At 39.3% G+C, this 24181-nt stretch carries 23 protein-coding genes; 6 read left to right on the forward strand and 17 right to left on the reverse strand.

Annotated features, from left to right (window positions below; all coding sequences use genetic code 11):
- Positions 1 to 24: 24 nt before the first annotated feature.
- From guaA to CLV48_RS10075, 9 genes are all read right to left on the reverse strand, one after another.
- Positions 25 to 1554, reverse strand: a complete 1530-nt coding sequence (guaA, locus tag CLV48_RS10035) for a glutamine-hydrolyzing GMP synthase (protein ID WP_106567134.1) — start codon at positions 1552 to 1554, stop codon at positions 25 to 27.
- 85 nt (positions 1555 to 1639) lie between these two features.
- Positions 1640 to 2644: a phosphotriesterase family protein gene (locus CLV48_RS10040; RefSeq protein WP_106567135.1), complete on the reverse strand. Its 1005-nt coding sequence runs from the start codon at positions 2642 to 2644 to the stop codon at positions 1640 to 1642.
- 26 nt (positions 2645 to 2670) lie between these two features.
- Positions 2671 to 3687, reverse strand: a complete 1017-nt coding sequence (locus CLV48_RS10045; protein WP_106567136.1) for a ligase-associated DNA damage response exonuclease — start codon at positions 3685 to 3687, stop codon at positions 2671 to 2673.
- 15 nt (positions 3688 to 3702) lie between these two features.
- A complete protein-coding gene (locus CLV48_RS10050) occupies positions 3703 to 4332 on the reverse strand; it encodes a flavin reductase family protein (RefSeq protein WP_106567137.1) in 630 nt (209 codons plus the stop codon).
- Complete coding sequence (locus tag CLV48_RS10055; protein WP_331527833.1) at positions 4329 to 4826, reverse strand: hypothetical protein; 498 nt, start codon at positions 4824 to 4826, stop codon at positions 4329 to 4331. The genes CLV48_RS10050 and CLV48_RS10055 overlap by 4 nt, the downstream gene beginning before the upstream one ends.
- Positions 4792 to 5055 (reverse strand): hypothetical protein, encoded by a 264-nt coding sequence (locus CLV48_RS10060; protein ID WP_106567138.1) that lies wholly within the window; start codon positions 5053 to 5055, stop codon positions 4792 to 4794. The genes CLV48_RS10055 and CLV48_RS10060 overlap by 35 nt, the downstream gene beginning before the upstream one ends.
- Before the next feature lie 78 nt (positions 5056 to 5133).
- Positions 5134 to 5820: an SDR family NAD(P)-dependent oxidoreductase gene (locus tag CLV48_RS10065; RefSeq protein WP_106567139.1), complete on the reverse strand. Its 687-nt coding sequence runs from the start codon at positions 5818 to 5820 to the stop codon at positions 5134 to 5136.
- 113 nt (positions 5821 to 5933) lie between these two features.
- The gene (gene folE, locus CLV48_RS10070; RefSeq protein ID WP_106567140.1) at positions 5934 to 6629 is read right to left on the reverse strand and encodes a GTP cyclohydrolase I FolE; all 696 of its coding nucleotides are present in this window, start codon (positions 6627 to 6629) and stop codon (positions 5934 to 5936) included.
- Positions 6589 to 6999: a 6-pyruvoyl trahydropterin synthase family protein gene (locus tag CLV48_RS10075; RefSeq protein ID WP_106567141.1), complete on the reverse strand. Its 411-nt coding sequence runs from the start codon at positions 6997 to 6999 to the stop codon at positions 6589 to 6591. Before CLV48_RS10075 ends, folE begins: the two co-directional genes overlap by 41 nt.
- A 278-nt stretch (positions 7000 to 7277) precedes the next feature.
- Here CLV48_RS10075 and CLV48_RS10080 point away from each other — a divergent pair, with 278 nt between their 5' ends.
- A complete protein-coding gene (locus tag CLV48_RS10080; protein WP_106567142.1) occupies positions 7278 to 7988 on the forward strand; it encodes a murein L,D-transpeptidase catalytic domain family protein in 711 nt (236 codons plus the stop codon).
- Here CLV48_RS10080 and CLV48_RS10085 read toward each other — a convergent pair.
- The 3 genes from CLV48_RS10085 to CLV48_RS10095 form a co-directional block, all read right to left on the reverse strand.
- A complete protein-coding gene (locus tag CLV48_RS10085) occupies positions 7977 to 9665 on the reverse strand; it encodes a L,D-transpeptidase family protein (RefSeq protein WP_106567143.1) in 1689 nt (562 codons plus the stop codon). The two genes, CLV48_RS10080 and CLV48_RS10085, sit on opposite strands and share 12 nt — an antisense overlap.
- A gap of 119 nt (positions 9666 to 9784) precedes the next feature.
- Positions 9785 to 10336 carry a KdsC family phosphatase gene (locus tag CLV48_RS10090; RefSeq protein ID WP_106567144.1) on the reverse strand — a complete coding sequence of 184 codons (552 nt, stop codon included), beginning with the start codon at positions 10334 to 10336 and terminating at the stop codon, positions 9785 to 9787.
- A 1-nt stretch (position 10337) separates the two neighbouring features.
- Positions 10338 to 11879: a bifunctional GNAT family N-acetyltransferase/carbon-nitrogen hydrolase family protein gene (locus tag CLV48_RS10095; RefSeq protein ID WP_106567145.1), complete on the reverse strand. Its 1542-nt coding sequence runs from the start codon at positions 11877 to 11879 to the stop codon at positions 10338 to 10340.
- Between the two features lie 394 nt (positions 11880 to 12273).
- Between CLV48_RS10095 and CLV48_RS10100 the strand changes: the two genes are divergently transcribed.
- From CLV48_RS10100 to CLV48_RS10115, 4 genes are all read left to right on the forward strand, one after another.
- Positions 12274 to 13209: a hypothetical protein gene (locus tag CLV48_RS10100; RefSeq protein ID WP_106567146.1), complete on the forward strand. Its 936-nt coding sequence runs from the start codon at positions 12274 to 12276 to the stop codon at positions 13207 to 13209.
- A 134-nt stretch (positions 13210 to 13343) separates the two neighbouring features.
- Positions 13344 to 16118 carry a leucine--tRNA ligase gene (leuS, locus tag CLV48_RS10105; RefSeq protein WP_106567147.1) on the forward strand — a complete coding sequence of 925 codons (2775 nt, stop codon included), beginning with the start codon at positions 13344 to 13346 and terminating at the stop codon, positions 16116 to 16118.
- A 13-nt stretch (positions 16119 to 16131) separates the two neighbouring features.
- Positions 16132 to 16485: a hypothetical protein gene (locus CLV48_RS10110; protein WP_245889520.1), complete on the forward strand. Its 354-nt coding sequence runs from the start codon at positions 16132 to 16134 to the stop codon at positions 16483 to 16485.
- Positions 16486 to 16506: 21 nt separating this feature from the next.
- On the forward strand, positions 16507 to 17034 hold the full coding sequence (locus tag CLV48_RS10115; protein WP_106567149.1) for an FKBP-type peptidyl-prolyl cis-trans isomerase: 528 nt from the start codon (positions 16507 to 16509) through the stop codon (positions 17032 to 17034).
- A 43-nt stretch (positions 17035 to 17077) separates the two neighbouring features.
- Here the strand turns inward: CLV48_RS10115 and CLV48_RS10120 are convergent, their stop codons facing one another.
- The 5 genes from CLV48_RS10120 to CLV48_RS10140 form a co-directional block, all read right to left on the reverse strand.
- Positions 17078 to 18034, reverse strand: coding sequence for an ABC transporter ATP-binding protein (locus tag CLV48_RS10120; RefSeq protein ID WP_106567150.1), 957 nt, complete (start codon positions 18032 to 18034; stop codon positions 17078 to 17080).
- The gene (locus tag CLV48_RS10125) at positions 18031 to 18384 is read right to left on the reverse strand and encodes an MmcQ/YjbR family DNA-binding protein (protein WP_106567177.1); all 354 of its coding nucleotides are present in this window, start codon (positions 18382 to 18384) and stop codon (positions 18031 to 18033) included. Before CLV48_RS10125 ends, CLV48_RS10120 begins: the two co-directional genes overlap by 4 nt.
- A 43-nt stretch (positions 18385 to 18427) precedes the next feature.
- The gene (locus CLV48_RS10130) at positions 18428 to 18619 is read right to left on the reverse strand and encodes a DUF6728 family protein (protein ID WP_106567151.1); all 192 of its coding nucleotides are present in this window, start codon (positions 18617 to 18619) and stop codon (positions 18428 to 18430) included.
- 75 nt (positions 18620 to 18694) lie between these two features.
- Positions 18695 to 20674, reverse strand: coding sequence for a (E)-4-hydroxy-3-methylbut-2-enyl-diphosphate synthase (ispG, locus tag CLV48_RS10135; protein ID WP_106567152.1), 1980 nt, complete (start codon positions 20672 to 20674; stop codon positions 18695 to 18697).
- A 4-nt stretch (positions 20675 to 20678) separates the two neighbouring features.
- On the reverse strand, positions 20679 to 21383 hold the full coding sequence (locus tag CLV48_RS10140; protein WP_106567153.1) for an SDR family oxidoreductase: 705 nt from the start codon (positions 21381 to 21383) through the stop codon (positions 20679 to 20681).
- A 129-nt stretch (positions 21384 to 21512) separates the two neighbouring features.
- Here CLV48_RS10140 and CLV48_RS10145 point away from each other — a divergent pair, with 129 nt between their 5' ends.
- Positions 21513 to 23786, forward strand: coding sequence for a helix-turn-helix domain-containing protein (locus CLV48_RS10145; RefSeq protein ID WP_106567154.1), 2274 nt, complete (start codon positions 21513 to 21515; stop codon positions 23784 to 23786).
- Positions 23787 to 24181 lie beyond the last annotated feature (395 nt).

The following is a 24181-nucleotide window of genomic DNA, read 5'->3' on the forward strand; positions in this document are numbered from 1 at the left end:
TATTCAAATATTTATTAATTTAAATTACTCCCACTCAATTGTTGCAGGTGGTTTAGATGATATATCATACACTACTCTATTGACTCCCTTGACCCTATTGATGATTTCATTGGACATCTTGCCAAGAAACTCATAAGGAAGGTGAATCCAGTCAGCAGTCATCCCGTCCACAGAACCTACGGCCCTTAGAGCAACTACCCTTTCATAAGTCCTTTCATCCCCCATCACACCCACAGATTGGATAGGCAGAAGGATCGCACCGGCCTGCCAAACTTGGTCATATAGTCCGAAATCCTTAAGCCCTTTGATAAAGATATGATCTACTTCCTGTAATGTTTTTACTTTATCAGCAGTGATATCCCCTAATATTCTAATAGCCAATCCAGGGCCAGGAAAAGGATGCCTTCCGATAATATTTTCCGGAATTTCAAGCGCTCTTCCCACTTCCCTTACCTCGTCCTTAAACAAAGTGTTCAAGGGTTCTACTACAGAGAGCTTCATGAAATCTGGAAGACCGCCTACATTATGATGGGACTTTATGGTAGCAGAAGGCCCTTTTACGGAAACAGATTCAATCACATCCGGGTAAATTGTTCCTTGCCCTAGCCATTTCACTCCTTCGATCTTATGGGCTTCATCATCAAAAACCTCAATAAACACCCTGCCTATGGCCTTCCTCTTTGCTTCAGGATCAGTCAGGCCGGAAAGTGCATCATAAAACCGCTGCTTGGCATCTATACCAATCACATTCAAGCCCATATTCTTATAAGACTCAAGAACTTCCTCAAACTCATTTTTTCTTAAAAGTCCATTGTCTACAAAAACACAGGTAAGGTGGTCTCCAATAGCCCTATGGATCAAAGTCGCAGCTACTGAGGAATCTACACCCCCGGAAAGACCCATAACTACTTTATCATTACCCAATTTTTGCTTGAGTTCGGCAATGGTAGCATCAATAAAAGTATCAGATGTCCAGTCTTGGGCACACCCACAAATCTGTACAACAAAATTTCTCAATAAGTTTTTGCCTTCAAGGGAATGCGTAACCTCTGGGTGAAACTGAATCCCGTAAGTTTCCTCTCCCTGAACTTTAAATGCCGCCACCTCTACAGATGCAGTACTGGCAATTACATCAAAGCCTTTAGGCAGAACTTTGATCGTATCTCCATGGGACATCCAAACCTGGGAACCATGGGTCATTTCTTTTAATAAATCATAATGAAGATCTATATGATCTAGATTGGCCCTTCCATATTCCCTGATTTGTGAAGGAAGTACCTCTCCACCGTATTTATGGGCAAGCAATTGAGAACCATAACAAACACCCAGTATAGGAAGCTTTCCACGGATGCTTTCCAGATCGATATCCGGTGCCCCTTCATCCCTTACAGAGCAGGGACTACCTGACAATATCACCCCTTTTATATGAGATGTAATTTCCGGAATTTTATTATATGGATGGATTTCGCAATAAACATTGAGTTCCCTAACCCTTCTGGCGATGAGTTGTGTGTATTGGGAACCAAAATCGAGGATGAGTATTTGTTCTGCCATGCGCAAAGGTACACAGGCTCAAGAAAATGAGAAAAGATTTTTCAATAATTTCAGAAGATTATTTTGCACCTTCTAAAAATCATATTTATTGCCTCCCAATTGAAAAAGCTCTCTTGGGATTTTCAATTAAAAGCAGGTCCAAATCCTTCTTTGTAAACCCATTTTCATACAAAAGGGGAATCAATTCATCAAAAATACTGGTAAATCCTTTAAAATTTTTCTGTTCCTCAAGGCCTGGTTCATACCAACCCGCGTCATGGGAAATTAAAACCCTATCCAGACCAACCTGCTCTTTCATAAACACCAACCTGTCCAAATGCCCTTTTAAATCCCAAACTACCCCATCCAAACTGATCCATACACCTTCTTTATTGGCCCTTAGATAATTCTCAAAATCTTTTTCATTCTGTGCATGGACCCATACAAAATTTTCCAGAGGAACATTCAAGGATTGAAGGATATCCATCTGGGCTCTTGCAGTCTGCCAGGTACCTGTATGGGCCACAATCAATAAGCCTGTTTCCAAATGGGTCAATCCTGCAGCTTTTACAAGTTTGGCATCCAAACCCGAAAGGACGGATCCCTCATTGACTGATATTTTGATAAATCCAGGCTTGATACCTGAATCAGCAATTCCGTATTGAGCTTCCCTGATCCATCGCTTGGAAAGTTGTTCAGCAGACTCTTGGTAGGCGTGTTCCGGTAGGTATTTGCCGGATATTGCTCCATAATATCCAACATTGGTCAAGATTTGCATGCCTGTTTTTTCTGATAGCAATCGCAACAACTCAGGATCCTTTCCTAAATAGGAAGGGGTACACTCCATTATTGTTTTCACCCCTCTGTCCTGAATTTCTTTAATGTAGGGTATCAAAAATGAAACTACTTCCTCTTTATCCCATCTGTGAAAACCGGTAGAATCCGCACCGATAAAATCCACCAAAACATGCTCATGGATCAAAGCCACTCCCAAAGCATCTGGTTCAATTTCTCCATTCACAGTTTGAATGGTTAAACTTCCATTTTTCTCAGGTGACTTACAGCATTGAAGTAACAATAAGATGGTGATCAGGAAGAGGTTTTTTTTCATAACATGGTCAAATTAAAAAAAAAACATCAATCATCCTCTATATTGGTGCTTTCACCCTGAAATAGTGTTTCAAGTTCTGTAGCTTTTATTTTCTCTTCCTCCTCCAAATACCTGCCAAAAACTGCCGTATTTCCATGGGTCAAAAAGACCTGTTCTGCACCTGTAGCTTTGATGGCAGTAATCAGTCCTTCCCAATCTGCATGGTCTGATAATACAAATCCTGCATCTGCTGCCCTTCTCCTCCTGGCTCCTCTGATATTCATCCAACCCGAACAGATGGCTGTCCTGTAGGGACTGAATTTTTTCAACCACGGTGATCCCATAGCAGAGGGGGGTGCAATAATCAAGGCTCCATTGAAAGTGGATTTGGACATTTCAGCACTTACTTTTTCCACATCCAGTACCTTTACCCCATTTGCTAACAGCGCTTGATTGGTATTCCATATGGCCTCATGAGCAAAAATTTTCCCAATACTTCTTTCCAAGTGGTTGAGTACCCTTTGTGCTTTACCTAATGAATAGGCAAAAATCACTGAATTACGGTTATTTTCCGCATTGGTTCTCCACCAATGATTGATCTTTTCAAAAACTTCTTTCTGTGGCTGCCATTTGTATATAGGCAAGCCAAAAGTACATTCTGAAACAAATTCATGGCATTTTACAGGCTCAAATGCCTCTGATAGTCCATCATCCTCAAGCTTATAATCACCGCTTACAACTACAACCTTGCCCTGGAATTCCAGCCTAACTTGTGATGAACCTGGAATATGGCCTGCTGGGTGCAAAGAAATAATTACCCCATTGATTTTTAAAGTTTCATTATATTCAATGGTTTGAAGGGAAATTTCATCGCCCAACCTAAGTTTCATAACTTCTTGGGATTGGGAATGGACAAGGTAAGATTTCATTCCCCATCGGGCATGATCCGAGTGGGCATGGGTGATAACAGCCTTATCTACCGGCCTCCAAGGATCTATAAAAATATCTGCTTTGGGGCAGTATAGCCCAAAAGGTGTGAGTTCGATCAACTTAGAATCACTCATGAAAATTGCAGGTATCTAAATTTCCCTAAGCGCTTTATCAGGTTTTGGATAGCTCAACCTTGCCAATTTTTTTCCTAAATGGTACTCATCCAAACCGGAAACTGTCACCGTACCAAGCCTATTAAGATCCAATGAACCATCATCCCTCAAGCCTCTTTCTTCAATAAAGACATGTTCTATTGCTCCTATGACCAATACAGTACCGTTAACTTGAAGAGTTTGTTTTTCCTTTAAGCTACAAGCCACTTTTACAGGACTTAATTTGACAAAAGGTGCAAAAAAATCAGATAAATATTCCTCATCTAGGCCAACCGCCTCAAATTCTGAGTTCTCATATCGTGCAGCGGTCTGGTGTGCCTGTTGATAGAAAGCTTCAGTCACATGGTTCATTGTAAAATAACCCGTTTCCATAATATTTTCCAATGTATGCCTTTCAACAGAATGTGGCCTAAACAAAATGCCTACTAAGGGAGGAGTGGCACCTATATGGAATACTTGGGAAAAAGGTGAAAGGTTGGTAATCCCATCTTTGCTTTTGGTACCAATTAGGTTAAGGCTTTTATAGCCTGAAAGTGAATTGATCAGATCTCTTCGAAAGGATGAATCTGCTTCCAGAATCCCCGATTTATCAAAATGCCTCATCATATCATTATTGCTTCCTCAATTGAATTACAATATTTGATATCAAGTAAATGAATGATATTCTCAGGGTTATTCTTGATAATCTGGTCCTTAGCAATCATTACCATTCTTTCAAACCACTTTTCTTCCGGTAAAATTTTTCTATGTTTGGTGATTCCAAGTTCAAGCATTTTATTCTTCCAGTTCAAGAAATACCATTCCATACTAGGCTGGTGGAATGCCCTTAATGCACGCTTGTCGAAAATAAATTTTTCATATTTACCTTCAGCAGCAATGCCCGATATATAGGTAAAAATCTCTTTAAAATCTTCAATTGGCACATAATCAGCCAATAACTCACATATAAGCATGCCTTTATCTGAATTGGAATATACCCTGGCATACCTCATTTCGAACATCAGTTCGAAGTTGTTTTCTTCAATAATATGGGTAGTGGTATTCATAGCGGAAAATTTCATTGCATCAGTGGAATGATCTGTTTTTAAGGGTTTTCCCATTGCTCACTTCATTTTTGAAGTTGCCCAGGTTTTCTTCAAGGCGTATGGCATAGTCCATAGTAGTTTTTATCAGTTCCTGTTGGGACTGAATCTGTTCTTTCAACCTTGCCAATTCTTTGTTCATTTCAGCCAGTTTGACCTCATACTCTTTTTTTAGCCTTTCTTTCTCGAGTCTGGCTTTTTCTAGTTCTTCCTTGAAAATCAAAAATGATTCCGGTGGAGTCCTCATAATCTCGTACTTTAATCATAGGGAGAATTCCCCAAATACACTACAATTTTTCTGCCCCAATTGTTTTCCCTATTTAACTTACACCCCTCTCAGGGATGACATTCCTCCATCAAGATGCAATACCTGTCCGGTCATCCAACTGGATTCATCCGAAAGCAAATATCTGGTAGCAGAAGCAATATCTTCAGGCTTTCCATACCTTCCTAAAGGATGCCTTTTATTGGAAGCTTCTTTTTTATCCTCATTGGCTAACAGCTGTGCAGCCAAGGGCGTATCTGTCAATGAAGGTGCTACTACATTCACACGGATTTTATTAGGTGCCCATTCAGCTGCAAGAGACTTAGCCAGGCCCTCTACTGCTCCCTTGGCACTTGAAATGGAAGCATGAAATCCAAGCCCAACACCCACTGCTACAGTACTATAAAGTACCACTGAGGCTGAAGTTGATTTTTTCAATCCTTTCAGACAGGCCTGAAGCACTTTCACAGCACCTAATACATTTATTTCATAATCATTTCTGAAATCCTCCACCGTAAACCTGTGAAAAGGCTTCAGGTTGATGGTTCCAGGACAATATACCAATCCATCTATAACATCTGGCAATCCCTCTAAATGGTTAAAATCAGTTGTGACATCCAATTCCCTTCCCGCCTCTCCACTTCTGGAATAGGCAAACACATGGGCACCTGTTTCTTCAAGTTTTGATTTGACAGCAAGGCCTATCCCTGAATTTCCACCTATTAAAACAATGTTCTTATACTCCATAATTGACTCTTTCCTTCTTAATCAAAAAACAGTGAAAATGTTTTGCCTTTTTTTAAAAAAGAAAAAGCCGGAAGTTGTTTCCGGCTTTATTTGGTTTAGTTTTCAGAATAATATTACAAACTTATATATTTCATAAACTCTGTCCTGGTCTGTTCATCCTTTTCGAACTTACCACTATAATATGATGTAACTGTGGAACTATTTACATCCTGAATTCCTCTAGAGGATACACACATATGGTGTGCATCAAGCACAACAGCTACATCCTCAGTGCCTAGGGCTTCTTTTAGTTCATTGCCAATCTGCATAGTAAGTCTTTCCTGAACCTGAGGTCTTTTGGCAAAATACTGTACGATTCGATTGATCTTTGACAAGCCGATCACATGACCATTAGAAATATAGGCAACATGAGCCCTACCAAAAATCGGAACAAAATGATGTTCGCAATGAGAATAAAATGTGATATCTTTCTCCACAAGCATTTCATTGTATTTGAACTTATTTTCAAAAAGTTTGGCCGCAGGCTTGTTTTTTGGATCTAGTCCACTGAACACTTCTTTGATAAACATTTTTGCTACCCGTTTCGGAGTACCTCTCAAGCTGTCATCTGTCAAGTCCAATCCCATAATATGCATGATTTCTCTAAAATGCTTTTCAATAAGCTCTATTTTGAGGTCATCATCCATTTCGAAAGCATCTTCTCTTAAAGGGGTAGCATGCGAGGTAGCGACATGCTCATCCCCGATGTCATCAATATTTTGAGTATAATCAATCCCCACTGTATTCAACAAAGTTTCTTTCTGTTTCATATAATCGAATCGTTAAGTCGAATTTTAAATCAATTTTTTTCCTTAAAATATTCCATATAACCACAGCAATGTTTTCAGCTGTGGGATTGAGTTCTTTAAATTCATCTGTGTCAAGGTTTAAGTTTTTATGGTCAAATTTATTCAAAACATGCTCTTTGATCAGGTCACTGAGGATCTTCATGTCATATACATAACCGGTTTCAGGATCCACAGGTCCTGCTAATTTCACAATAAGTTCATAGTTGTGCCCATGATAATTGGGATTGTTACACTTACCAAAAACCTCTTGGTTTTTCTCATAAGACCACTTTGGATTGTGCAACCTGTGCGCAGCATTGAAATGCTCTTTTCTAAATACAGATACTCTCATTGATTATCAAACAGCTATTCCTGATTTTTTGTTTAATTTTAATAATTTTTGTTTAAACAAAATTCATACACAACTGACTATCACCCTCTTCATTTATAGATTCAGCCCAATTTCCAGATGACAACAGCAAACTAATCACAAACAGTTCCATATAAAGATACTCTGATACAAAGAGTTTAAGCATTCTAAATAATTTTTTTTTTACTGATCTGAGCTGTTTGTTTGCAAAATAATACTATTGGAACTTTTTTTGTCATAAAGGCATTTATAATTTCATAATGCGAAAAATCACCTTATTAAGCATCCTATTAGTCGCAGGCACATTCTCGAGTAATTTCTTAGTAAACAGTTCTCCATCCTCAGTATTGAAGGAGATTTCACTTGAGAACCATTTCGTGGAAATGGTCAGTACCTCTAGTTTAAATGCAGAAAAACCTCTACCGAAAAGAGAGGTTTTGAGTTATGGTATCAAAGGTTATCTAAAACTACAGGAAGATGGAAAAATCCTTCAGGGAAAACCTTTAACCGTTATTGACTTTACCTTGCCCTCTTCCCAAAAGCGCATGTGGATTATTGACATGACAGATGGATCCATTATCCACCATGGTCATGTTTCACATGGCAGAAATTCCGGAGACCTTATGGCCTACAAGTTTTCAAATGTAAGTTCCTCCTATATGAGCAGCTTAGGATTTTACCTAACCGGAGAAACTTATCAGGGAAAACACGGGTATTCCTTAAGACTTGACGGCTTGGAAAAAGGATTTAATGACAAAGCGAGAGAGAGAGCAATTGTAATCCACGGGGCAGATTATGCTAAAGAAGAGTTTATCTCACAAACTGGCCGTTTGGGAAGGAGTCTTGGCTGTCCCGCACTTCCAAACGAAATCGTGACTGAAGTAATTGACACTATCAAAGACAAATCCTGTCTATTCATTTATGGCAATGATCAGGATTACCTTCAAAAATCAAACTACTTAAATTCCTGATCTCCACGGTCTACCTTCTTTTAGGGATTTATAAATTTCGGCATCTCTGGAATAAATATCTCTCCTGAAAAAATACTCCCCCTTGTTGTTTGCCCAGTAGGTTAAATACAGTACAACTACTGGGATTTTCCTATCCAGCATTACAACCTTTTCTTTTGGTAAGCGCATATCTCCCCGGATTTTTTCATCCGTCCAAACAGGATCAAAAGACAATAATAATTTGGCAAACTCAAAAGGTTTCTGAATCCTAATGCAGCCATGACTTAGTGCACGGTCTTCCCTTTCAAAAAGGGATCTTGCTGGTGTATCATGGATATAAACACTATGTTTATTAGGGAACATAAACTTAACTAACCCAAGTGCATTATTCTCCCCCGGCTCCTGTCTGATGGTATAGGGAAAGGTCCTGGGGTTTACTTTTGCCCAATCAATCGAAGAAGAAGGCACTTCCGTCCCTGAGGAAGTCAACAATTTCATATTGTTCTGATTCAAGTAATTGGGATTTCTCCTTATAGCAGGGATTATTTCATTCCTTGTAATGGAATTGGGAACTGTCCAAGTCGGGCTGAATACAATATAGGACATCGTTGCACTAAATTGTGGTGTTGAATGGACACTTTTACCCACAATTACTCTGGAACTGAAAACCGTATCCCTGCGCTGAATGAAATCCAATTGAAAATTGGCTGTATTTACCAAAATCAATTCATTTTCTTTTAAGCTATCTGGAAACCACCGAAACCGCTCCAAGTTGACCGAGGCTGTGGCAATGAGATTTTCAGGCGTCTGATTGATTGCCTGGATAGTCCCCTGTCCTATAACTCCGTCCTGGTCCATTCCATGCCTGTATTGTAGTTTTTTAATCCCAAAGACCATTATGGAATCATAAAATTTCTCATTCTCTATTTGATAATTATCCAAAAATCCCCAAAAAACAAGCCTATTTCTTAATTCGGGAATTAGATTATGAATATCCCCAGGTTTGATCGATTTGTCCAGCCTCAAAGTTTTCCAAGGCCTGCTTGGGTCTTGCCCATACTTTTCCTGATAATCAAATAATTCCCTTAAACCGTCTCTCATCCTTTTGTAAACCGAAAAAGAAGGGAAATATCCTTCCAAACTCTTTCTTATACTTTCCTCTTTCAAAGCTTTGGCCAACCTTTGATCTATTTTCAATTCGGGAGAGGATCTCTGTATATTCCAAGCAGTCTTCAAATTATCCGGATCTACTTTTCCAAAATATAGATGGGAGGAAAGCATAATATAAGCATCAGTCAAAAGCAAGTCAATTGCCGCGAATTCAGAATTGGTGATGTCATATCCTCCAATTTTGCTTTTCTCAATCCTATCAAAAAAATCATTGATCTTATCCAGATGATAATCACTTGGGTTCAAACCATCAAATTTAGCCTGCTGGATTTCATACCGCATCTCATATGCCCTCTCAGTAAGCTTTTTGTTATCTAGCCAGGCCGGAAAAAATTCCCTATCCTGATAGAACTTTTGAATAACTTCTGAGCTATACAATATCGTTCCGCCAACTCTTTTCCTAATGGCAACGTCATCTGATTCGAGTTGATTTCGGATTAAAAAATCAATTCCATTTACCTCCATGCCTCCCTGTGCCTGTAATAAAACCGGGAAGAACAGTGCTAATACAAACAATAATGACTTCATGGCAATTGGAATTAATTTAATACTAAAATTTAAAAACTAATTCTAGGAACTCAATATTTCGGAGAATTTAATTCAGAGAATTTCAATTCACCTATATCCCCTAAGTATTGAATCCCAAATTATTGATTGGCGTAACGGAAAATAATTCCTTCCAGCAGACCCTTTGCTTCAAGAATAATATCTCCCACTTCTCTGAATACCCCTTTACCTCCTTCCAAGGAGGAAATATAGTCTACATGTTCGGCAACATAAGGCATGGCATCCTTTGGGCATACAGAAAATCCAACTTTCTTCAAAAGGGGTAAATCCAATAAATCATCCCCTATATAGGCCACTTCATCCAGTTCTACTTCAAGAACCTCCAGGATTTCTGCTAATTTTTTCACCTTATCTCTTACACCATGATAATGGAAATCAAAACTCAGCTCTTCACATCGGTTCTCGACAACTTTGGAATCTCTACCTGTAATAGCTCCTACAAGCACCCCATTCTTCCTGAGATGCTGGACTATAAATCCATCTTTTACATGAAAACGCTTGAATTCTATTTTCCGATCATCATAAATAATTCCGCCATCGGTCAATACACCATCCACATCAGTAATCAGTATTTTGATTTTTGCAGCCTTATCCCATATTTCCTGGGAGATTCCTTTCAAATAATTAGACATTTTATTTCTTTTTCTTCCATTGAATCGAATAGAGGTCCAGCCTCCTCTGTTCTAAATTTCGGACGCTCCCAGCCTTTCGCTGCTTGGTCAAAAGGTCCAAATCCACATCTGCTACTATTGTGGTCTCTGCATTTTCAGAAGCCTGGGCCACAGTAGCATCATGAGGAAATGAAAAATCAGATGGGGAATATATGGCTGCCTGGGAAAACTGAATATCCATATTTTCAACCCTTGGCAAGTTACCGACAGAACCTGTTATTGCAACATAACATTCATTTTCTATAGCCCTGGCTTTAGCGCAAGTATTAACCCTCAAGAAGGCATTTTTTGTGTCTGTCCAAAATGGCACAAAAAGGATGTCCATTTCTTGTTCTGCCAGAATTCTTCCCAGTTCAGGAAATTCCACATCATAACAGATAAGAATCCCGATTTTCCCAGCATCTGTATCAAAAACTTTTATACCGTTTCCTCCTTGAAGCCCCCAATACGCGGCTTCATCAGGTGTGATGTGTAATTTGTATTGCTTGTCGGTAGTCCCATCTCTACGGCAGAGGTAACTCACATTGCGCAATTTTTTACCATCATATTCCGGCATACTCCCAGCAATGATATTGACATTGTATGAAAGAGCAAGATCACTCATTCTGCCTATGATTTCATCAGTATAATCCGCCAAGTTCCTGATCGCCTCTGAAGCATCCATATCATTAAACTCCGCCAAAAGAGGGGCATTGAAGAACTCGGGAAGCAAACAAAAATCTGATTTATATCCTGAAACCGTATCTACGAAAAATTCAACCTGCTGCATGAGATCATCTACACTGTTAAATCGTCTCATTTTCCACTGTACCAACCCCAATCTTACAATTGACTTTTTATTACCAATAAGTTTTTCATCTTTTTCGTAATAAATATTGATCCACTCCAGAAGTGTAGCATAAGCCCTGGAATCGGTATCCTCAGGCAAATATTTGGTAATTACTTTCCTTACGTGAAATTCATTGGCCAGCTGAAAAGAAAGTACCGGATCAAAAATCTCCTTACTCTTGACCAAATCAATGTATTTTCTTGGAGTCATTTGATCCGCATACTTGGAGTATCCGGGAATTCTACCCCCAGCAATGATGGACCTCAGGTTTAGATTTTCACAAAGCTCTTTTCTGGCATCATACAACCTCCGGCCAAGCCTCATCCCTCTATAATCTTTATGGACAAATACATCTGTCCCATAAAGCGTGTCCCCATCATCATCATGCGTGTCAAATTTTCCATAACCCGTAATCTGATCATAGGTATGGTTATCTCCAAATTGTCCGTAATCTACAATCAAACTTAATGCGGCCGCTACCACTTTCCCATTATCCTCAATACAAATCTGCCCTTCTGGAAAGGCCTTTAACTGATTTTTAAGCTCCTGTTTAGTCCAAGCACCACCTTGATCTCTATATATACTGACCATGATCTCTCTGATATCATCATAATCAGACAATTTTATATTCCTTAATTTTAACCGGTGCTCTAATTCTTCTTTCTGCTTACTCATAATACAAAACTAACCAATTTTCCATCAATTATTTTAAAAGGGGATTTCTGCTCTTCCAAAACAAAACTATATGTGGTAAAAGAAACAATTTTCCTGCCAAAAGCCTGAATTTAAAACCTTGTTTTGGGATATTACCAGCTTAGATACAACTTTCAAACTAATGTCGCACTTGTATAATTAAGCCCAATAATTAAATGAGCCATAGAAGTTAAAGTTTATTATATCAAACATTAAAATTACGGAAGTTGACCATTAATTTACTTTTTCTTTACATGAATGCCACACTAAAAGTCGTCTTGAAAAATTGAATAATTGATAATTTTTACAGTTATTTACTCCTTGGGAGTAACCAAAAAAAGATGTACTCAATAATCTGATTTTCACATAATAGGAAATGAAGCGGCTTATTTTTACCTTATTTTTTACTATAACCATAACCTTAGTATCAGCCCAAAGCTTTTACCGCTATAGATTTGAAGCACCATGGTCAGTATCAGCTTCATTGGGCCCTACCCAGTATTTTGGTGAGTTATATTCTCTATGGAAATACGATGAGGGTATTCAGCCTGACTGGAATGCCAATATTGCAATCAGAAGGGTATTAGGAACCTACCTAAAGGCTAGGATTGAAGGAACATATTATCAGATTTCAGGACAAGATCCACCCGCTGATCCTAGGAGTTTTAGGGAACCAAGAAATCTTCACTTCAGGGCAAGAAACTGGGAGGCAACAGCTATTGGAGAATTTTATCTTAAACCTGTCAGACAGTTTAATATTACCAGGCATTTCATTAATTTTTATGGTTTTGCAGGAGTAGGTGTTTCCACCAATGACCCAAAAGCTCAATTGAGAGGGGAATGGATTGCCCTTCGTCCGTTACAATTGGAAAACAACCCATATGATAAGTACATAATTGTTTTTCCCACTGGTGTTGGGATGAAATATAAAGCCAATGTATGGATGGACTTGATATTGGAGCTCAATTACCGTTGGACATTAACAGACTACCTCGATGATATCAGTGCGTTCAATGTTAGTGAATTTTACCTTGACCTGGTCAGCGATTATGGAACAAATGGGGAAGGACCAAATCCAGATCGCTTGAGATTGGCTATAAGAAACCCTGCCTTTTACAGGGAAAATGGCGAGCCTGATGTTCAAAAAATTTTAAATAACAGAGGTCGGATCAGAAGGGGATCTGGTCTGGATAATCGCTTTGATGGCTACCTTACATTTAATATAGGTGTAGAACTCTATCTTTCACAGGATATTTGGGACAACTGGATATTCAGAAATAGGCTGAAAGAAAAGCGTTACAGGTTCTGGTAATGTTAATCCACCATCTATTTTAGAATTTTTCCTGAAAAAGAATACTTTCAGCTTATCAGCCTTTTATCAGCTGTTTACGGTTAATTTTTCTATTTTTGCAAGCAATTCTTCAAAAACCAAGCATTTATTCAATAATGGCTGATTATAATTTTCAGGAAATAGAAAAAAAGTGGCAGACTTACTGGGAAAAAAACCAAATATTCAATGCCAAACCTGATCCCACAAAACCGAAATTTTATTCATTGGATATGTTCCCTTATCCATCTGGTGCAGGCCTACATGTAGGCCACCCACTTGGATATATTGCTTCTGATATCATTACAAGGTTCAAAAGACTTCAGGGATACAACGTCCTTCACCCAATGGGTTATGATTCCTTTGGGCTTCCTGCAGAACAATACGCCATTCAGACCGGACAACATCCAGCCATTACCACTGAGCAGAATATTCAGAGATATACTGAACAGCTCAAAAACATTGGTTTTGCATTTGACTGGGAAAAAGAAGTGAGGACCTCTGACCCGGAATATTATAAATGGACCCAATGGATTTTCATGCAGCTGTTCAGCAGCTACTACGACAAAAAAGAAGACAAAGCCAAAAGCATAGCTTCTTTGTGTCAAGTTTTCGAAACTTCAGGAAATCAAGATATAGACGCAGTCTGCGATGAGGACACCCCTGTTTTTAGCGCTGAGGAGTGGAACAACTATTCCGAAAAGCAACAACAAGAAATCCTACTGAAATACAGATTGACGTTCCTTGCCGAAACGACGGTAAACTGGTGCCCTGCACTAGCAACTGTACTTTCCAATGATGAGGTTAAAGACGGCTTTTCTGAACGGGGCGGTCATCCAGTAGAAAGGAAAAAAATGATGCAATGGAGTATGCGGATCACTGCCTATGCAGAAAGGCTGCTTCAAGGATTGGACAAACTGGAATGGTCTGAACCCATCAAGGAAATGCAGCGCAATTGGATTGGAAAATCCATTGGTGCTGAATTGGTATTCCAGGTCAAAGGCCAGGAAAAACTCATCAAAGTCTTCACGACCAGGATTGACACCATTTATGGAGTCACATATTTGGCTTTAGCTCCCGAGCATGATTATGTACAGGACCTGATCACAGATGATCAAAGGACTATTGCAGAAGCTTATGTGGAAGTGGCCAAAAACCGATCTGAAAGAGACAGAATGTCCGATGTGAAAACTATTTCCGGAGCATTTACAGGTTCCTACGCCATCAATCCTTTCAATGGGGAAGAGATCCAGATATGGATTGCAGATTATGTACTGGCTGGCTATGGTACTGGAGCAGTCATGGCCGTACCAGCCCATGACGAGAGGGATTATAATTTTGCCAAACATTTTGGTTTAGAGATCCGCCAAGTCATTGAAGGCAGTATGGAAAACGGTTCCTTTCCTGGCAAAGGAGGAACGATCATCAACTCAGACTTTATTTCAGGCCTTGAAATGAAAAAGGCTATGGAAAAAGCCATTGCTTTCCTGGAAGAGAAAAAAATAGGTAAAGGTAAAATCCAATACCGAATGAGGGATGCGATTTTCACCCGACAAAGGTATTGGGGAGAACCACTTCCTGTATATTTCAAAGAAGGTCTTCCCTATCTTATGGATGAAAAAGACCTACCTTTGGTCTTACCGGAAATCGACAAATACCTGCCCACAGAAGATGGTGAACCTCCATTAGGAAGAGCCAAAGACTGGACTTACAAAACACAAGAGGGAGAATTTCCAATAGAAAAAAGTACTATGCCCGGCTGGGCAGGCTCAAGCTGGTATTTCTTCAGATATATGGATTCCAAAAATCAGGACAAAATGGTTGATCCTGAAATTGAAAAATATTGGGGGGCAGTAGACCTATATATTGGAGGTGCAGAACATGCTACAGGACACTTGCTGTACTCAAGGTTCTGGACAAAATTCCTTTATGATATAGGAGCAGTGAGCATCGAAGAACCTTTCCAAAAGATGATCAATCAAGGAATGATCCAAGGCAGGTCCAATTTTGTATATAGGGTAAAAGGAAGCAATACCTTTGTGAGCCAGGGCTTGAAAGATCAATATGACACTTCTGCCATGCATGTGGATGTGAATATTGTACACAATGACCAGTTGAATTTGGAAAAATTCAAGGCCTGGAGACCAGATCTTGCTGATGCGGACTTTATCCTTGAAGATGACAAATACATCTGTGGAGCTGAGGTGGAGAAGATGTCTAAGTCCAAATACAATGTGGTCAATCCAGACGATATCATCCAAAGATATGGGGCCGACACCCTCAGACTTTACGAAATGTTTCTGGGACCACTTGAGCAGTTCAAACCTTGGAATACCAACGGTATTGATGGAGTATCGAAGTTCTTGAAAAAGCTATGGAAGCTTTACCATGACAGTCAGGGAAACTTCCATGTTTCTGAAGAGAAAGCCACTAAGGAGGAACTGAAGACATTACATAAAACGATCAAAAAGACACAGGAAGACTTAGAAAACTACTCCTTTAATACTTCTGTAGCTTCTTTCATGATCTGTGTAAATGAACTGACTGCTTTGAAGTGTAATAAGAGATCAATTCTAGAGCCTTTGGCCATCATTGTATCTCCTTATGCACCTCATATTGCCGAGGAACTTTGGTCGCTTTTGGGTCATGAAGAATCAATCATCTATGCAAAATTCCCTGATTTCAATGAAGAATTCTTGATAGAAAACAGCCATGAATACCCTGTATCTATCAATGGAAAAGTAAGGGCAAAACTTCCGCTATCCCTCTCCCTCAGCAGGGAAGAAGTAGAAAAGGCCGCATTGGCGGACAATACTGTCCAAAAATGGCTGGAAAGTAACACCCCTAAAAAGGTGATTGTTGTCCCTGGAAAAATCATCAATATTGTGATTTAACAATGATCCTCCCGTGGCAGTCCTACGGGAGGATTTTAATATCAACTTCATGCACCGTCTGTATTTTTCTCTAGCGGCCTTGTTATCATCAGGTATATTTGCCTATTCTTATTGGAAAGAATGGATTGCCATCCAATGGAGAGGGGAAAAACCTGTTTTGGTTCCCGATTCAGATTACGCTCCATATTTTCATGCTTCTGAGGAACTTTATCTCCGGGTCATATTGATATTTGCTTTACTCTTTTCAGTAATTTTTGTCTTAAGTATTCTATTCTTCCTTCAAAAAAACCAGAAAGGATTATTTTTCTGTTTCATATTCAGCATGTTGACCATATTTGCAGTGATGATCAATGGGGCGATTAAGTAAAAGTTTAACTACCTTTGTCCCATGGAAATATCAAACAATGCAGTAGTAGGTTTAACCTATGAATTAAAAGTCAGTAAAGAACAAGACGAAATCGAGTCAGCCCCATTTAGCGTTGAAGTCAGGGATGAAGAAGACCCTTTTTATTTTATTTTTGGACAAAGCGGGCTACCGGAAAAATTCGAATCTTACCTTGCCGGGAAAAAAGAAGGTGAAAGCTTCAGTTTCATTATCCCTACTGCTGATGCTTATGGTGAAGCAGACGAAGAACTTATCATGGCATTACCAAAAGATCAATTCAGTAAAGAACGGGGATTCGAACCTTTCATGCTGGAGGAGGGTAATTTTCTGCCTTTGATGGATGAAAATGGTTTTCCGCTTCAGGCAAAAGTACTCAAAGACCTAGGAGAGGAAGTGTTATTGGATTTCAACCATCCTTTGGTTGGATTTGACCTTCATTTTGAAGGGGAGGTTTTAGAGGTACGAGAAGCTACTCCGGAAGAATTGGATCATGGCCATGTGCATGGAGAACATGGTTTCGACCATAAATAATTTTTCACCAAATTTCCAAGGTTACAGACTTTGGGAATTTGGTTTAAAAAGGGCCTACTACTTTTCCCTCATCCCATTTCAAGTATATTTTTTGTCCAAGTCCAAACTCCCTTTTCTTATCTTCAACCTTCCAAATCTCCCCAGTTCCTAGTTGGACTGTCAGTTGGTTATAGTGTACCAAGTATTGACTTTCTTTTACCTTTGCAGGGACACCTGTGCTTTTAAATAGTTGAATATCAGATGGCCTGATGAAGTATTGCTGTTGGTAAGGGATAGGGTTCAAATGACTGAAAAGTTTGGCTGCATATAGATTCCTTGGTTTGGAAAATATTTCCTCGGGATGACCTTTTTGGATGAGCTTTCCATGTTGTACTAAAACTAAGTCATTGGACATCTGAAGGGCATCGTCAAGGTCATGGGTTACAAACAATACTGTAACCTCAAGTGTGGCAAACATGCCTCTCAGTTCTGCAATCAATTCCCTTCTTTGTATGGTATCCAAACTGGAAAAAGGTTCATCCAATAAAAGTACTTGTGGCTCCAAACTCAGCGCCTTTCCAATAGCCACCTTTTGTTGCTGTCCACCGGAAAGCTGTCTTGGAAGTTTGTCTTTAAACTTCTCCAGTCCCAATAACTTCAAAATAGATTTGACCCTTTTCTCCTTGTAATTTTTATCGTAAAGCAGAAGCGGCCTAGTAATGTTTTCTTCTACGGTCGAATTAGGATAAAGATGATAATCTTGATATACCAACTGAATTTCGTCATATCCAGGAACAAGTTTTTCCTTTGGATTGACTATTCTCAATCCCTCCAAATAAACCTCACCGGCATTCCGGTTTTCTAAACCGGCTACAATTCTTAGGAGAGTGCTTTTGCCTGAACCGCTTTCTCCAATCAAAGAAACTACCTGTCCTCTTTCCAAATTCAGGGAAAACTCTTTTAATACAGGCTGACCGTTTTCATAAATTTTCTGGATTTTATCTAATTTTAAATAGGTCATCCGGCAATAAGACTTTGTTGGATTTTTCTTGGAAGGCTTGAAAAAACAAGGTCGTAGGAATGGTCCACCAATTGAAGGATTAAACCATCCGGAACAGAACCATCACAGACCACTGTATTCCAATGCTTTTTGTTCATATGATATCCCGGCAGTATTCCCTCATACCTTTCCCTCAACTCGATTGCCTGCTCAGGATCACTTTTTAAATTCACACTTTCAAAATCAAAAATATCTGTAATTGCAAAAATCTTTCCCCCAACCTTGAAACACAGGGTCTTCTCATCAAAAGGAGTGTCCTCTGTTACTCCAGGCTTGGACAAACAATAATCTCTAAAATAGGTAATAGTCATCATTTCATGATGAAGATAACCAGTAAAGGAGCAAATCAAAAATTTATAGCATTCTTTTGGCAACCCAAATAATGATGGCTGCGAGGAACATCAAAATAGAAATTTTATTGATGCCATGCATCATCCTTAAATTGAAATTTGTAGGCCTGTTGGGATCTGGTTTTTGAAACACTCGAATGAAGTAATTACCTACCTCTCCAAGTTGGAAAAACTCCTTTAATCTGCTGTTTGCCATGACTTTAATCTTTATTTTGAATTAGGGACATATATAAATGTTGAGACCTTTGTGTATAAGAATAAAACTTGATAATCAAGCCTCTGGTTCAATCCACATACCATCTTTTCTGATTATTTCAATCAGCTCGTCTACAGCCTTTTCTGATGCAACTGATTTTTTAACAACCTCTTTACCCTTGTAAAGTGTAATTTTACCCTTCCCAGAACCTACATACCCATAATCTGCATCTGCCATTTCACCGGGTCCATTTACAATACAGCCCATGATGCCGATTTTTACCCCTTTCAAATGATCGGTTCTTTTTCTGATCATGGCCGTTGTCTCCTGAAGGTCAAAAAGTGTCCTACCACAAGATGGACAAGAAATGTACTCTGTCTTTGACATTCTGGTCCTTGCAGCTTGAAGCACTCCGAAACTGACTGAGTTATGCAGTTTAATCTGATCTAGGATTTCAGTTCTTGGGGATTCTCTATAGGCCCCTATGCCGATCATAATCCCTTCCCCTAAGCCCTCTATTAACAAACCTCCAACATCAGTGGCAGCATACAACATGGTCTTGTCCTGATCCTGCTTTGCATAATTTACCCTTGCCACTACAGGAACGATACTGTGATTTTCCATCAACTCAAAGAAGGCTCTCCTCAATGCAGGCATATTATGCAGGTTGTCACTATGCAAAATAACCACAACATCTTTTCTTCCCTCCAAAAGTGGTAAAGCTTCTTTGATTTCCTGGTCCGATACCATCAGGAAATTTAAACCATAATGCAGATTTTCAGCCTTACGGAATTCTTCTAAAGATAGAGCAGGGAATTTATTGACCTTATCTTCTGTATATAGCCAAACAGCATAGTGCTGGATTTCCTTCATGCCGTTTGGCAGCATAAAGGGTATAGGGTTAGATCCTGAAAATACGTAATCAGCACCAAGATCATTCATTTTCCATTTATCCAATTCAGGAAGGTAAAAATGCCCCACCTGTTTCATTTCCTTTTCTGTGATGTTTTCCACAGCAGAAATATCAGCTATTACCCTTGGGACATTGGTACCGCCAAAATTGAATACTTCAATAGTATCTCTTCGGTTATACTCGAATGGATTGACAGGATAGTGGACCACATCCGGAATTAGGGCATGCCCTGTCCGATTTTCATACCTATCCACCAATGCCTTAGCCACAGGAGCTTCAAATTCAGGATCTTCTGTCAATGAAACCCTAACAGTATCGCCAAGTCCATCTTCCAGAAGGGTTCCTATTCCAACAGCGGATTTAATCCTTCCGTCCTCACCATCCCCGGCCTCAGTAACCCCTAAATGTAGTGGATAGGGTTTAAATCCTCCTTCTTCCAGCTTTTGGACCAATAGACGGTAAGCCTGAACCATCACTTGGGTATTAGAAGACTTCATGGAAATGACCACATCATGATAATTTTCTTCTTCACAGATCCTTAAAAACTCCAAAGCAGATTCAACCATTCCAAGAGGAGTATCCCCATAACGGCTCATTATTCGATCAGAAAGCGATCCATGATTAGTACCAATCCTCATGGCTGTCCCGTGCTTCTTACATATCCTGACCAATGGCAGAAATCTTTCCCTGATCCTTTCCAGTTCTTCCTGGTAACTTTGATCTGTATATTCTATAAACTCGAATTTCTTTTTATCTGCGTAATTTCCAGGATTGATCCTTACCTTTTCAACAATCTTAGCAGCAATTTCAGCAGCATTTGGAGTAAAATGGATATCTGCAACCAAAGGTGTATTATACCCTCTTTTTCTCAATTCATCCTTTATGTTTTTCAGGTTTTCTGCTTCCTTGATACTTGGAGCTGTAATACGGATCAATTGACAACCGCTTTCAATCATACGAATACACTGCTCAACAGAACCCAAGGTATCCATGGTGTCAACCGTCGTCATGGATTGGACCACAATAGGATTGTCCCCTCCGATAATCACATCACCAACCTTCACTGGAATGGTCTTTCTTCTGGAGTAAGCCGTCAGGCTATTACAATACTTAATTTTTTCCAACAAATCTTTGGTCTCCATAATTTTATAAGTCTCCTAATTGTGGTCTTATGACTATTTCCTCAACAACTGAATAGGGAGAAAGGTTATATGCAGACCAAATGGCCGTGGCAATGTCTTCGACTTTCATAAACCTTTCTATGGGTAGTTCCACTCCTTCCCAACTTGCTGTATAAGTCGCTCCAGGAAGAATAGAGGTCACTTTAATATTATAATCCTTCAATTCTTGTCTTAAGCATTTGGTAAATCCTAACATGGCCCATTTAGAAATTGCGTAACTTCCTCCATTTGAGTAAGCTGTGAGTCCAGCAATGGAACCTATTGAAAATAAATGCCCAGCCTTCCTTTCTATCATCTCTGAAGTAAAAGCCCTTGTCAGATAATAAGCAGAAAATAGGTTGGTATGCATCATCATCTCAAAATTGCCATCAGGCTCGGAATGAATGGAGCCTGGTAAAAATATTCCTGTATTATTGACCAAAACATCTGGTATAGCAAACCTTTTTACTTCTTCAGCGAATCGTTGAACCTCTTCTTTTTTAGAGAGATCTGCTTCTGAAGCCATAATTTTTTGCCCAGGAAACTTTGTGGTAAATTCATTTTCCAGCTTTTCTAAATCTTTTCCATGTCTGGAACAAGTAAATACATCGAAACCTTCTTCCCCAAACCTATCAATGATGGCCCGGCCAATGCCTTTTGTACCTCCTGTCACCAAAATACTTTTGGTCATTTGATTAGTGTTTTAATAGTTAGTATAACAACTATTTACTGCCAGCAAAGTTACATTTTTTTGAAAACTTTCTGAACTTAAACGGATAATCCGAGGAGCACCTGAATTTTTTATTATAATTTTATTTCCATGGAAACACAGATTACCGATAGACTTGAGTTGGCGGCCCATTTTGTAAACAGCACCAATAATCCTATTTTCCTTACCGGAAAAGCTGGCACCGGTAAAACTACCTTTTTGAGGAATCTGGCATCATTGACACACAAACAGTTTGTCATTGTGGCACCAACAGGAATCGCAGCGCTACATGCAAAAGGGGTAACCATTCATTCTCAATTTTTATTGCCATTAGGAAGCTTTTTACCGACAAGAGAACCTGAAGGGAATTTTGGCAATCAAGGCAATATTTTTACCCAGTTTTCCCTTACCAGGAGACATCCATTGAATGGTAGCAGGAAACAGGTATTGGCATCTATTGAACTTCTCATTATTGATGAAGTGAGCATGTTAAGAGCAGATATTTTGGACGCTATAGATTTTAGACTAAAAAGTGTCAAAGGAAACTTTAAAGAACCGTTTGGCGGAGTTCAGGTATTAATGATTGGCGATTTGTTTCAGCTTCCTCCAATTGTCAGGGAAAATGAGTGGGAAATTCTGAGCAAATTTTACAACAGCATGCATTTCTTTGAAGCCCATGCCCTCAGGGAGTCCGGAATGGTTTATCTGGAATTGGATAAAATTTTCAGGCAAAAGGACGAAAAATTCATCAACATCTTGAACCATTTGAGGGATAACTGTGCGAGTGAGGAAGATATTAGGCTTCTTAACAAACATTTTAAAACCGAAGAGGAGATTAAAAACCTGGAAGACACCATCATCATTACAACCCATAATTATAAGGCAGACGCTCAAAATCAAAAAGAACTACAGGCTCTTAAAGGCCCTTCTCATTTCTTTCAGGCCATAATTGAGAAAGATTTTCCAGAACATCTATACCCTCTTCCAAAAATCTTGGAACTCAAAGAAGGGGCTCAGGTCATGTTTATCAAAAATGACAGCAGCGGTAATGGGGAATATTACAATGGAAAAATGGCTAAAATCAAGGCTATTACTGAGGAAGGAATTCAAGTGATTATGGCCGAAAACAAAGTATGCTATACTTTGAAAAGGGAAATCTGGGAAAACAAACGCTATGTTGTCAATGAGTCTACGAAAGAATTAGAGGAAGAAATTATAGGTAGTTTTGAGCAATATCCGATTAGATTGGCCTGGGCAGTAACCGTACACAAAAGTCAGGGTTTAACTTTTGACAAGGCTATCATAGATGTAGGACAGGCTTTTGCACCTGGGCAAGTCTATGTAGCCCTGAGCAGGCTAAGGGGATTAGAAGGTTTGATTCTACGCACCCGGATTCAGCATAATGTCATCTACAATGACCATGAGGTGGTCAATTTCACTCAAAAAACAGCATACCAAGAGCCTTTAGAAACACTCTTGGAGAAACACCAAAGACATTATTTAGAAAAACTTCTTGTAAGCACCTTTAGTCTTGAGGAAATATTAAAAACCGTAAAAATTTTTTTAAACGATAATAAAAGCAGTTTGGAATTTGAGGACCTTGAAATGCAACAAGCCCTTCCCATACTTTTAGAAAACTTAGGGTCTGAGACTGAAAATACCATAAAGTTCCAGAGGCAATTGGTCCAATTACTATTTGCAATGGATGAAACCAAATTATTGGATAGATTAGAAAAAGGTGCATCCTACTATGTAGCATATCTTGAAAGGCAGTTAAGTCACTTATTGGATCATCTTGCAGAAGTAGAAAGGTTTTCTAAAACCAAAAAGTATCTTGAAGGCTTAGCCCAAGTAGAGCTTGAATTTCTTCGAAAACTTACTCAAATTAAAAAAGTCAAGATTTTAGTTTCCTGTATTCTCGTGGGAAGAGAAATTGGAAAGCTGGATCAAATCCAGACTGAAACCACTGAGCTAAGGCTAAAACTAGCCAAGGAAGCAAAAGAAAAAGCATTGAATAATCCAAAATTTTCAAAAAACAGAACTGGTAAGAAAAAGAGATCAGAAGATAGTCCGAGTTTAAAAAGGGTGAAGGGAGAAACATATGAAATCACTTTCGAAATGAGTGGTTTTGGAGCAAGTATTGAGGAAATAGCCATACAAAGGGGCTTATCTGAATCCACTATCAAAGGGCATTTGGCCAAGGGTATTCAGGAGGGAAGAATTTCCTTATTCACGCATATGGATGAAGCCACTTATCAAAAAGTGGCTGAGCTCATTAAAAAATATGATGCAGATTTGGGATTGATACGTCAGGAAAAACCAAACACTTACGACTTTGGAACATTAAAGATGGTAGCCGCCCATATGGGTTTACTCAAATCTTAAACAGAATAAATGGTTATAAGATCCAGATATTAGCGGGCTCCCATTCCCGTAATCCGACTTTCAATTTCCGAAATTTCCCAGCTTCCGTTGTCTGATTTTCCGGACTTGGAAGTTGGATTTGCAACGGAAAATAATTGGAAGAATTTTTTGACCCACAACAATGACAAAAGGAAACAAAAGTAAGTCCATCTGACCTATCCTTCCGAAATCCCCCTTTCGACATCCCCCTTTTACCTTTTTATCCCACGTTACATCCTGCCCCCACTCTCCCCTTCATACCGGCTCCCAGGACTTGTTTCTCGCTTCCCGCTACTCCCCTAAACGCCAAAAGCCAGCATTGCTGCTGGCTTTGTAATAATGTGGCGGCGGCCTACTCTCCCGGGTGTAACCCCAGT

Source organism: Cecembia rubra, from assembly GCF_003014575.1.
GTDB lineage: Bacteria > Bacteroidota > Bacteroidia > Cytophagales > Cyclobacteriaceae > Cecembia_A > Cecembia_A rubra.

Coding starts and splice junctions, on each gene's coding strand:
- guaA (WP_106567134.1), bottom strand. CDS start 1,554: ATGGCAGAACAAATACTCATCCTCGATTTTGGTTCCCAATACACACAA.
- CLV48_RS10040 (WP_106567135.1), bottom strand. CDS start 2,644: ATGAAAAAAAACCTCTTCCTGATCACCATCTTATTGTTACTTCAATGC.
- CLV48_RS10045 (WP_106567136.1), bottom strand. CDS start 3,687: ATGAGTGATTCTAAGTTGATCGAACTCACACCTTTTGGGCTATACTGC.
- CLV48_RS10050 (WP_106567137.1), bottom strand. CDS start 4,332: ATGATGAGGCATTTTGATAAATCGGGGATTCTGGAAGCAGATTCATCC.
- CLV48_RS10055 (WP_331527833.1), bottom strand. CDS start 4,826: ATGGGAAAACCCTTAAAAACAGATCATTCCACTGATGCAATGAAATTT.
- CLV48_RS10060 (WP_106567138.1), bottom strand. CDS start 5,055: ATGAGGACTCCACCGGAATCATTTTTGATTTTCAAGGAAGAACTAGAA.
- CLV48_RS10065 (WP_106567139.1), bottom strand. CDS start 5,820: ATGGAGTATAAGAACATTGTTTTAATAGGTGGAAATTCAGGGATAGGC.
- folE (WP_106567140.1), bottom strand. CDS start 6,629: ATGAAACAGAAAGAAACTTTGTTGAATACAGTGGGGATTGATTATACT.
- CLV48_RS10075 (WP_106567141.1), bottom strand. CDS start 6,999: ATGAGAGTATCTGTATTTAGAAAAGAGCATTTCAATGCTGCGCACAGG.
- CLV48_RS10080 (WP_106567142.1), top strand. CDS start 7,278: ATGCGAAAAATCACCTTATTAAGCATCCTATTAGTCGCAGGCACATTC.
- CLV48_RS10085 (WP_106567143.1), bottom strand. CDS start 9,665: ATGAAGTCATTATTGTTTGTATTAGCACTGTTCTTCCCGGTTTTATTA.
- CLV48_RS10090 (WP_106567144.1), bottom strand. CDS start 10,336: ATGTCTAATTATTTGAAAGGAATCTCCCAGGAAATATGGGATAAGGCT.
- CLV48_RS10095 (WP_106567145.1), bottom strand. CDS start 11,879: ATGAGTAAGCAGAAAGAAGAATTAGAGCACCGGTTAAAATTAAGGAAT.
- CLV48_RS10100 (WP_106567146.1), top strand. CDS start 12,274: ATGAAGCGGCTTATTTTTACCTTATTTTTTACTATAACCATAACCTTA.
- leuS (WP_106567147.1), top strand. CDS start 13,344: ATGGCTGATTATAATTTTCAGGAAATAGAAAAAAAGTGGCAGACTTAC.
- CLV48_RS10115 (WP_106567149.1), top strand. CDS start 16,507: ATGGAAATATCAAACAATGCAGTAGTAGGTTTAACCTATGAATTAAAA.
- CLV48_RS10120 (WP_106567150.1), bottom strand. CDS start 18,034: ATGACCTATTTAAAATTAGATAAAATCCAGAAAATTTATGAAAACGGT.
- CLV48_RS10125 (WP_106567177.1), bottom strand. CDS start 18,384: ATGACTATTACCTATTTTAGAGATTATTGTTTGTCCAAGCCTGGAGTA.
- CLV48_RS10130 (WP_106567151.1), bottom strand. CDS start 18,619: ATGGCAAACAGCAGATTAAAGGAGTTTTTCCAACTTGGAGAGGTAGGT.
- ispG (WP_106567152.1), bottom strand. CDS start 20,674: ATGGAGACCAAAGATTTGTTGGAAAAAATTAAGTATTGTAATAGCCTG.
- CLV48_RS10140 (WP_106567153.1), bottom strand. CDS start 21,383: ATGACCAAAAGTATTTTGGTGACAGGAGGTACAAAAGGCATTGGCCGG.
- CLV48_RS10145 (WP_106567154.1), top strand. CDS start 21,513: ATGGAAACACAGATTACCGATAGACTTGAGTTGGCGGCCCATTTTGTA.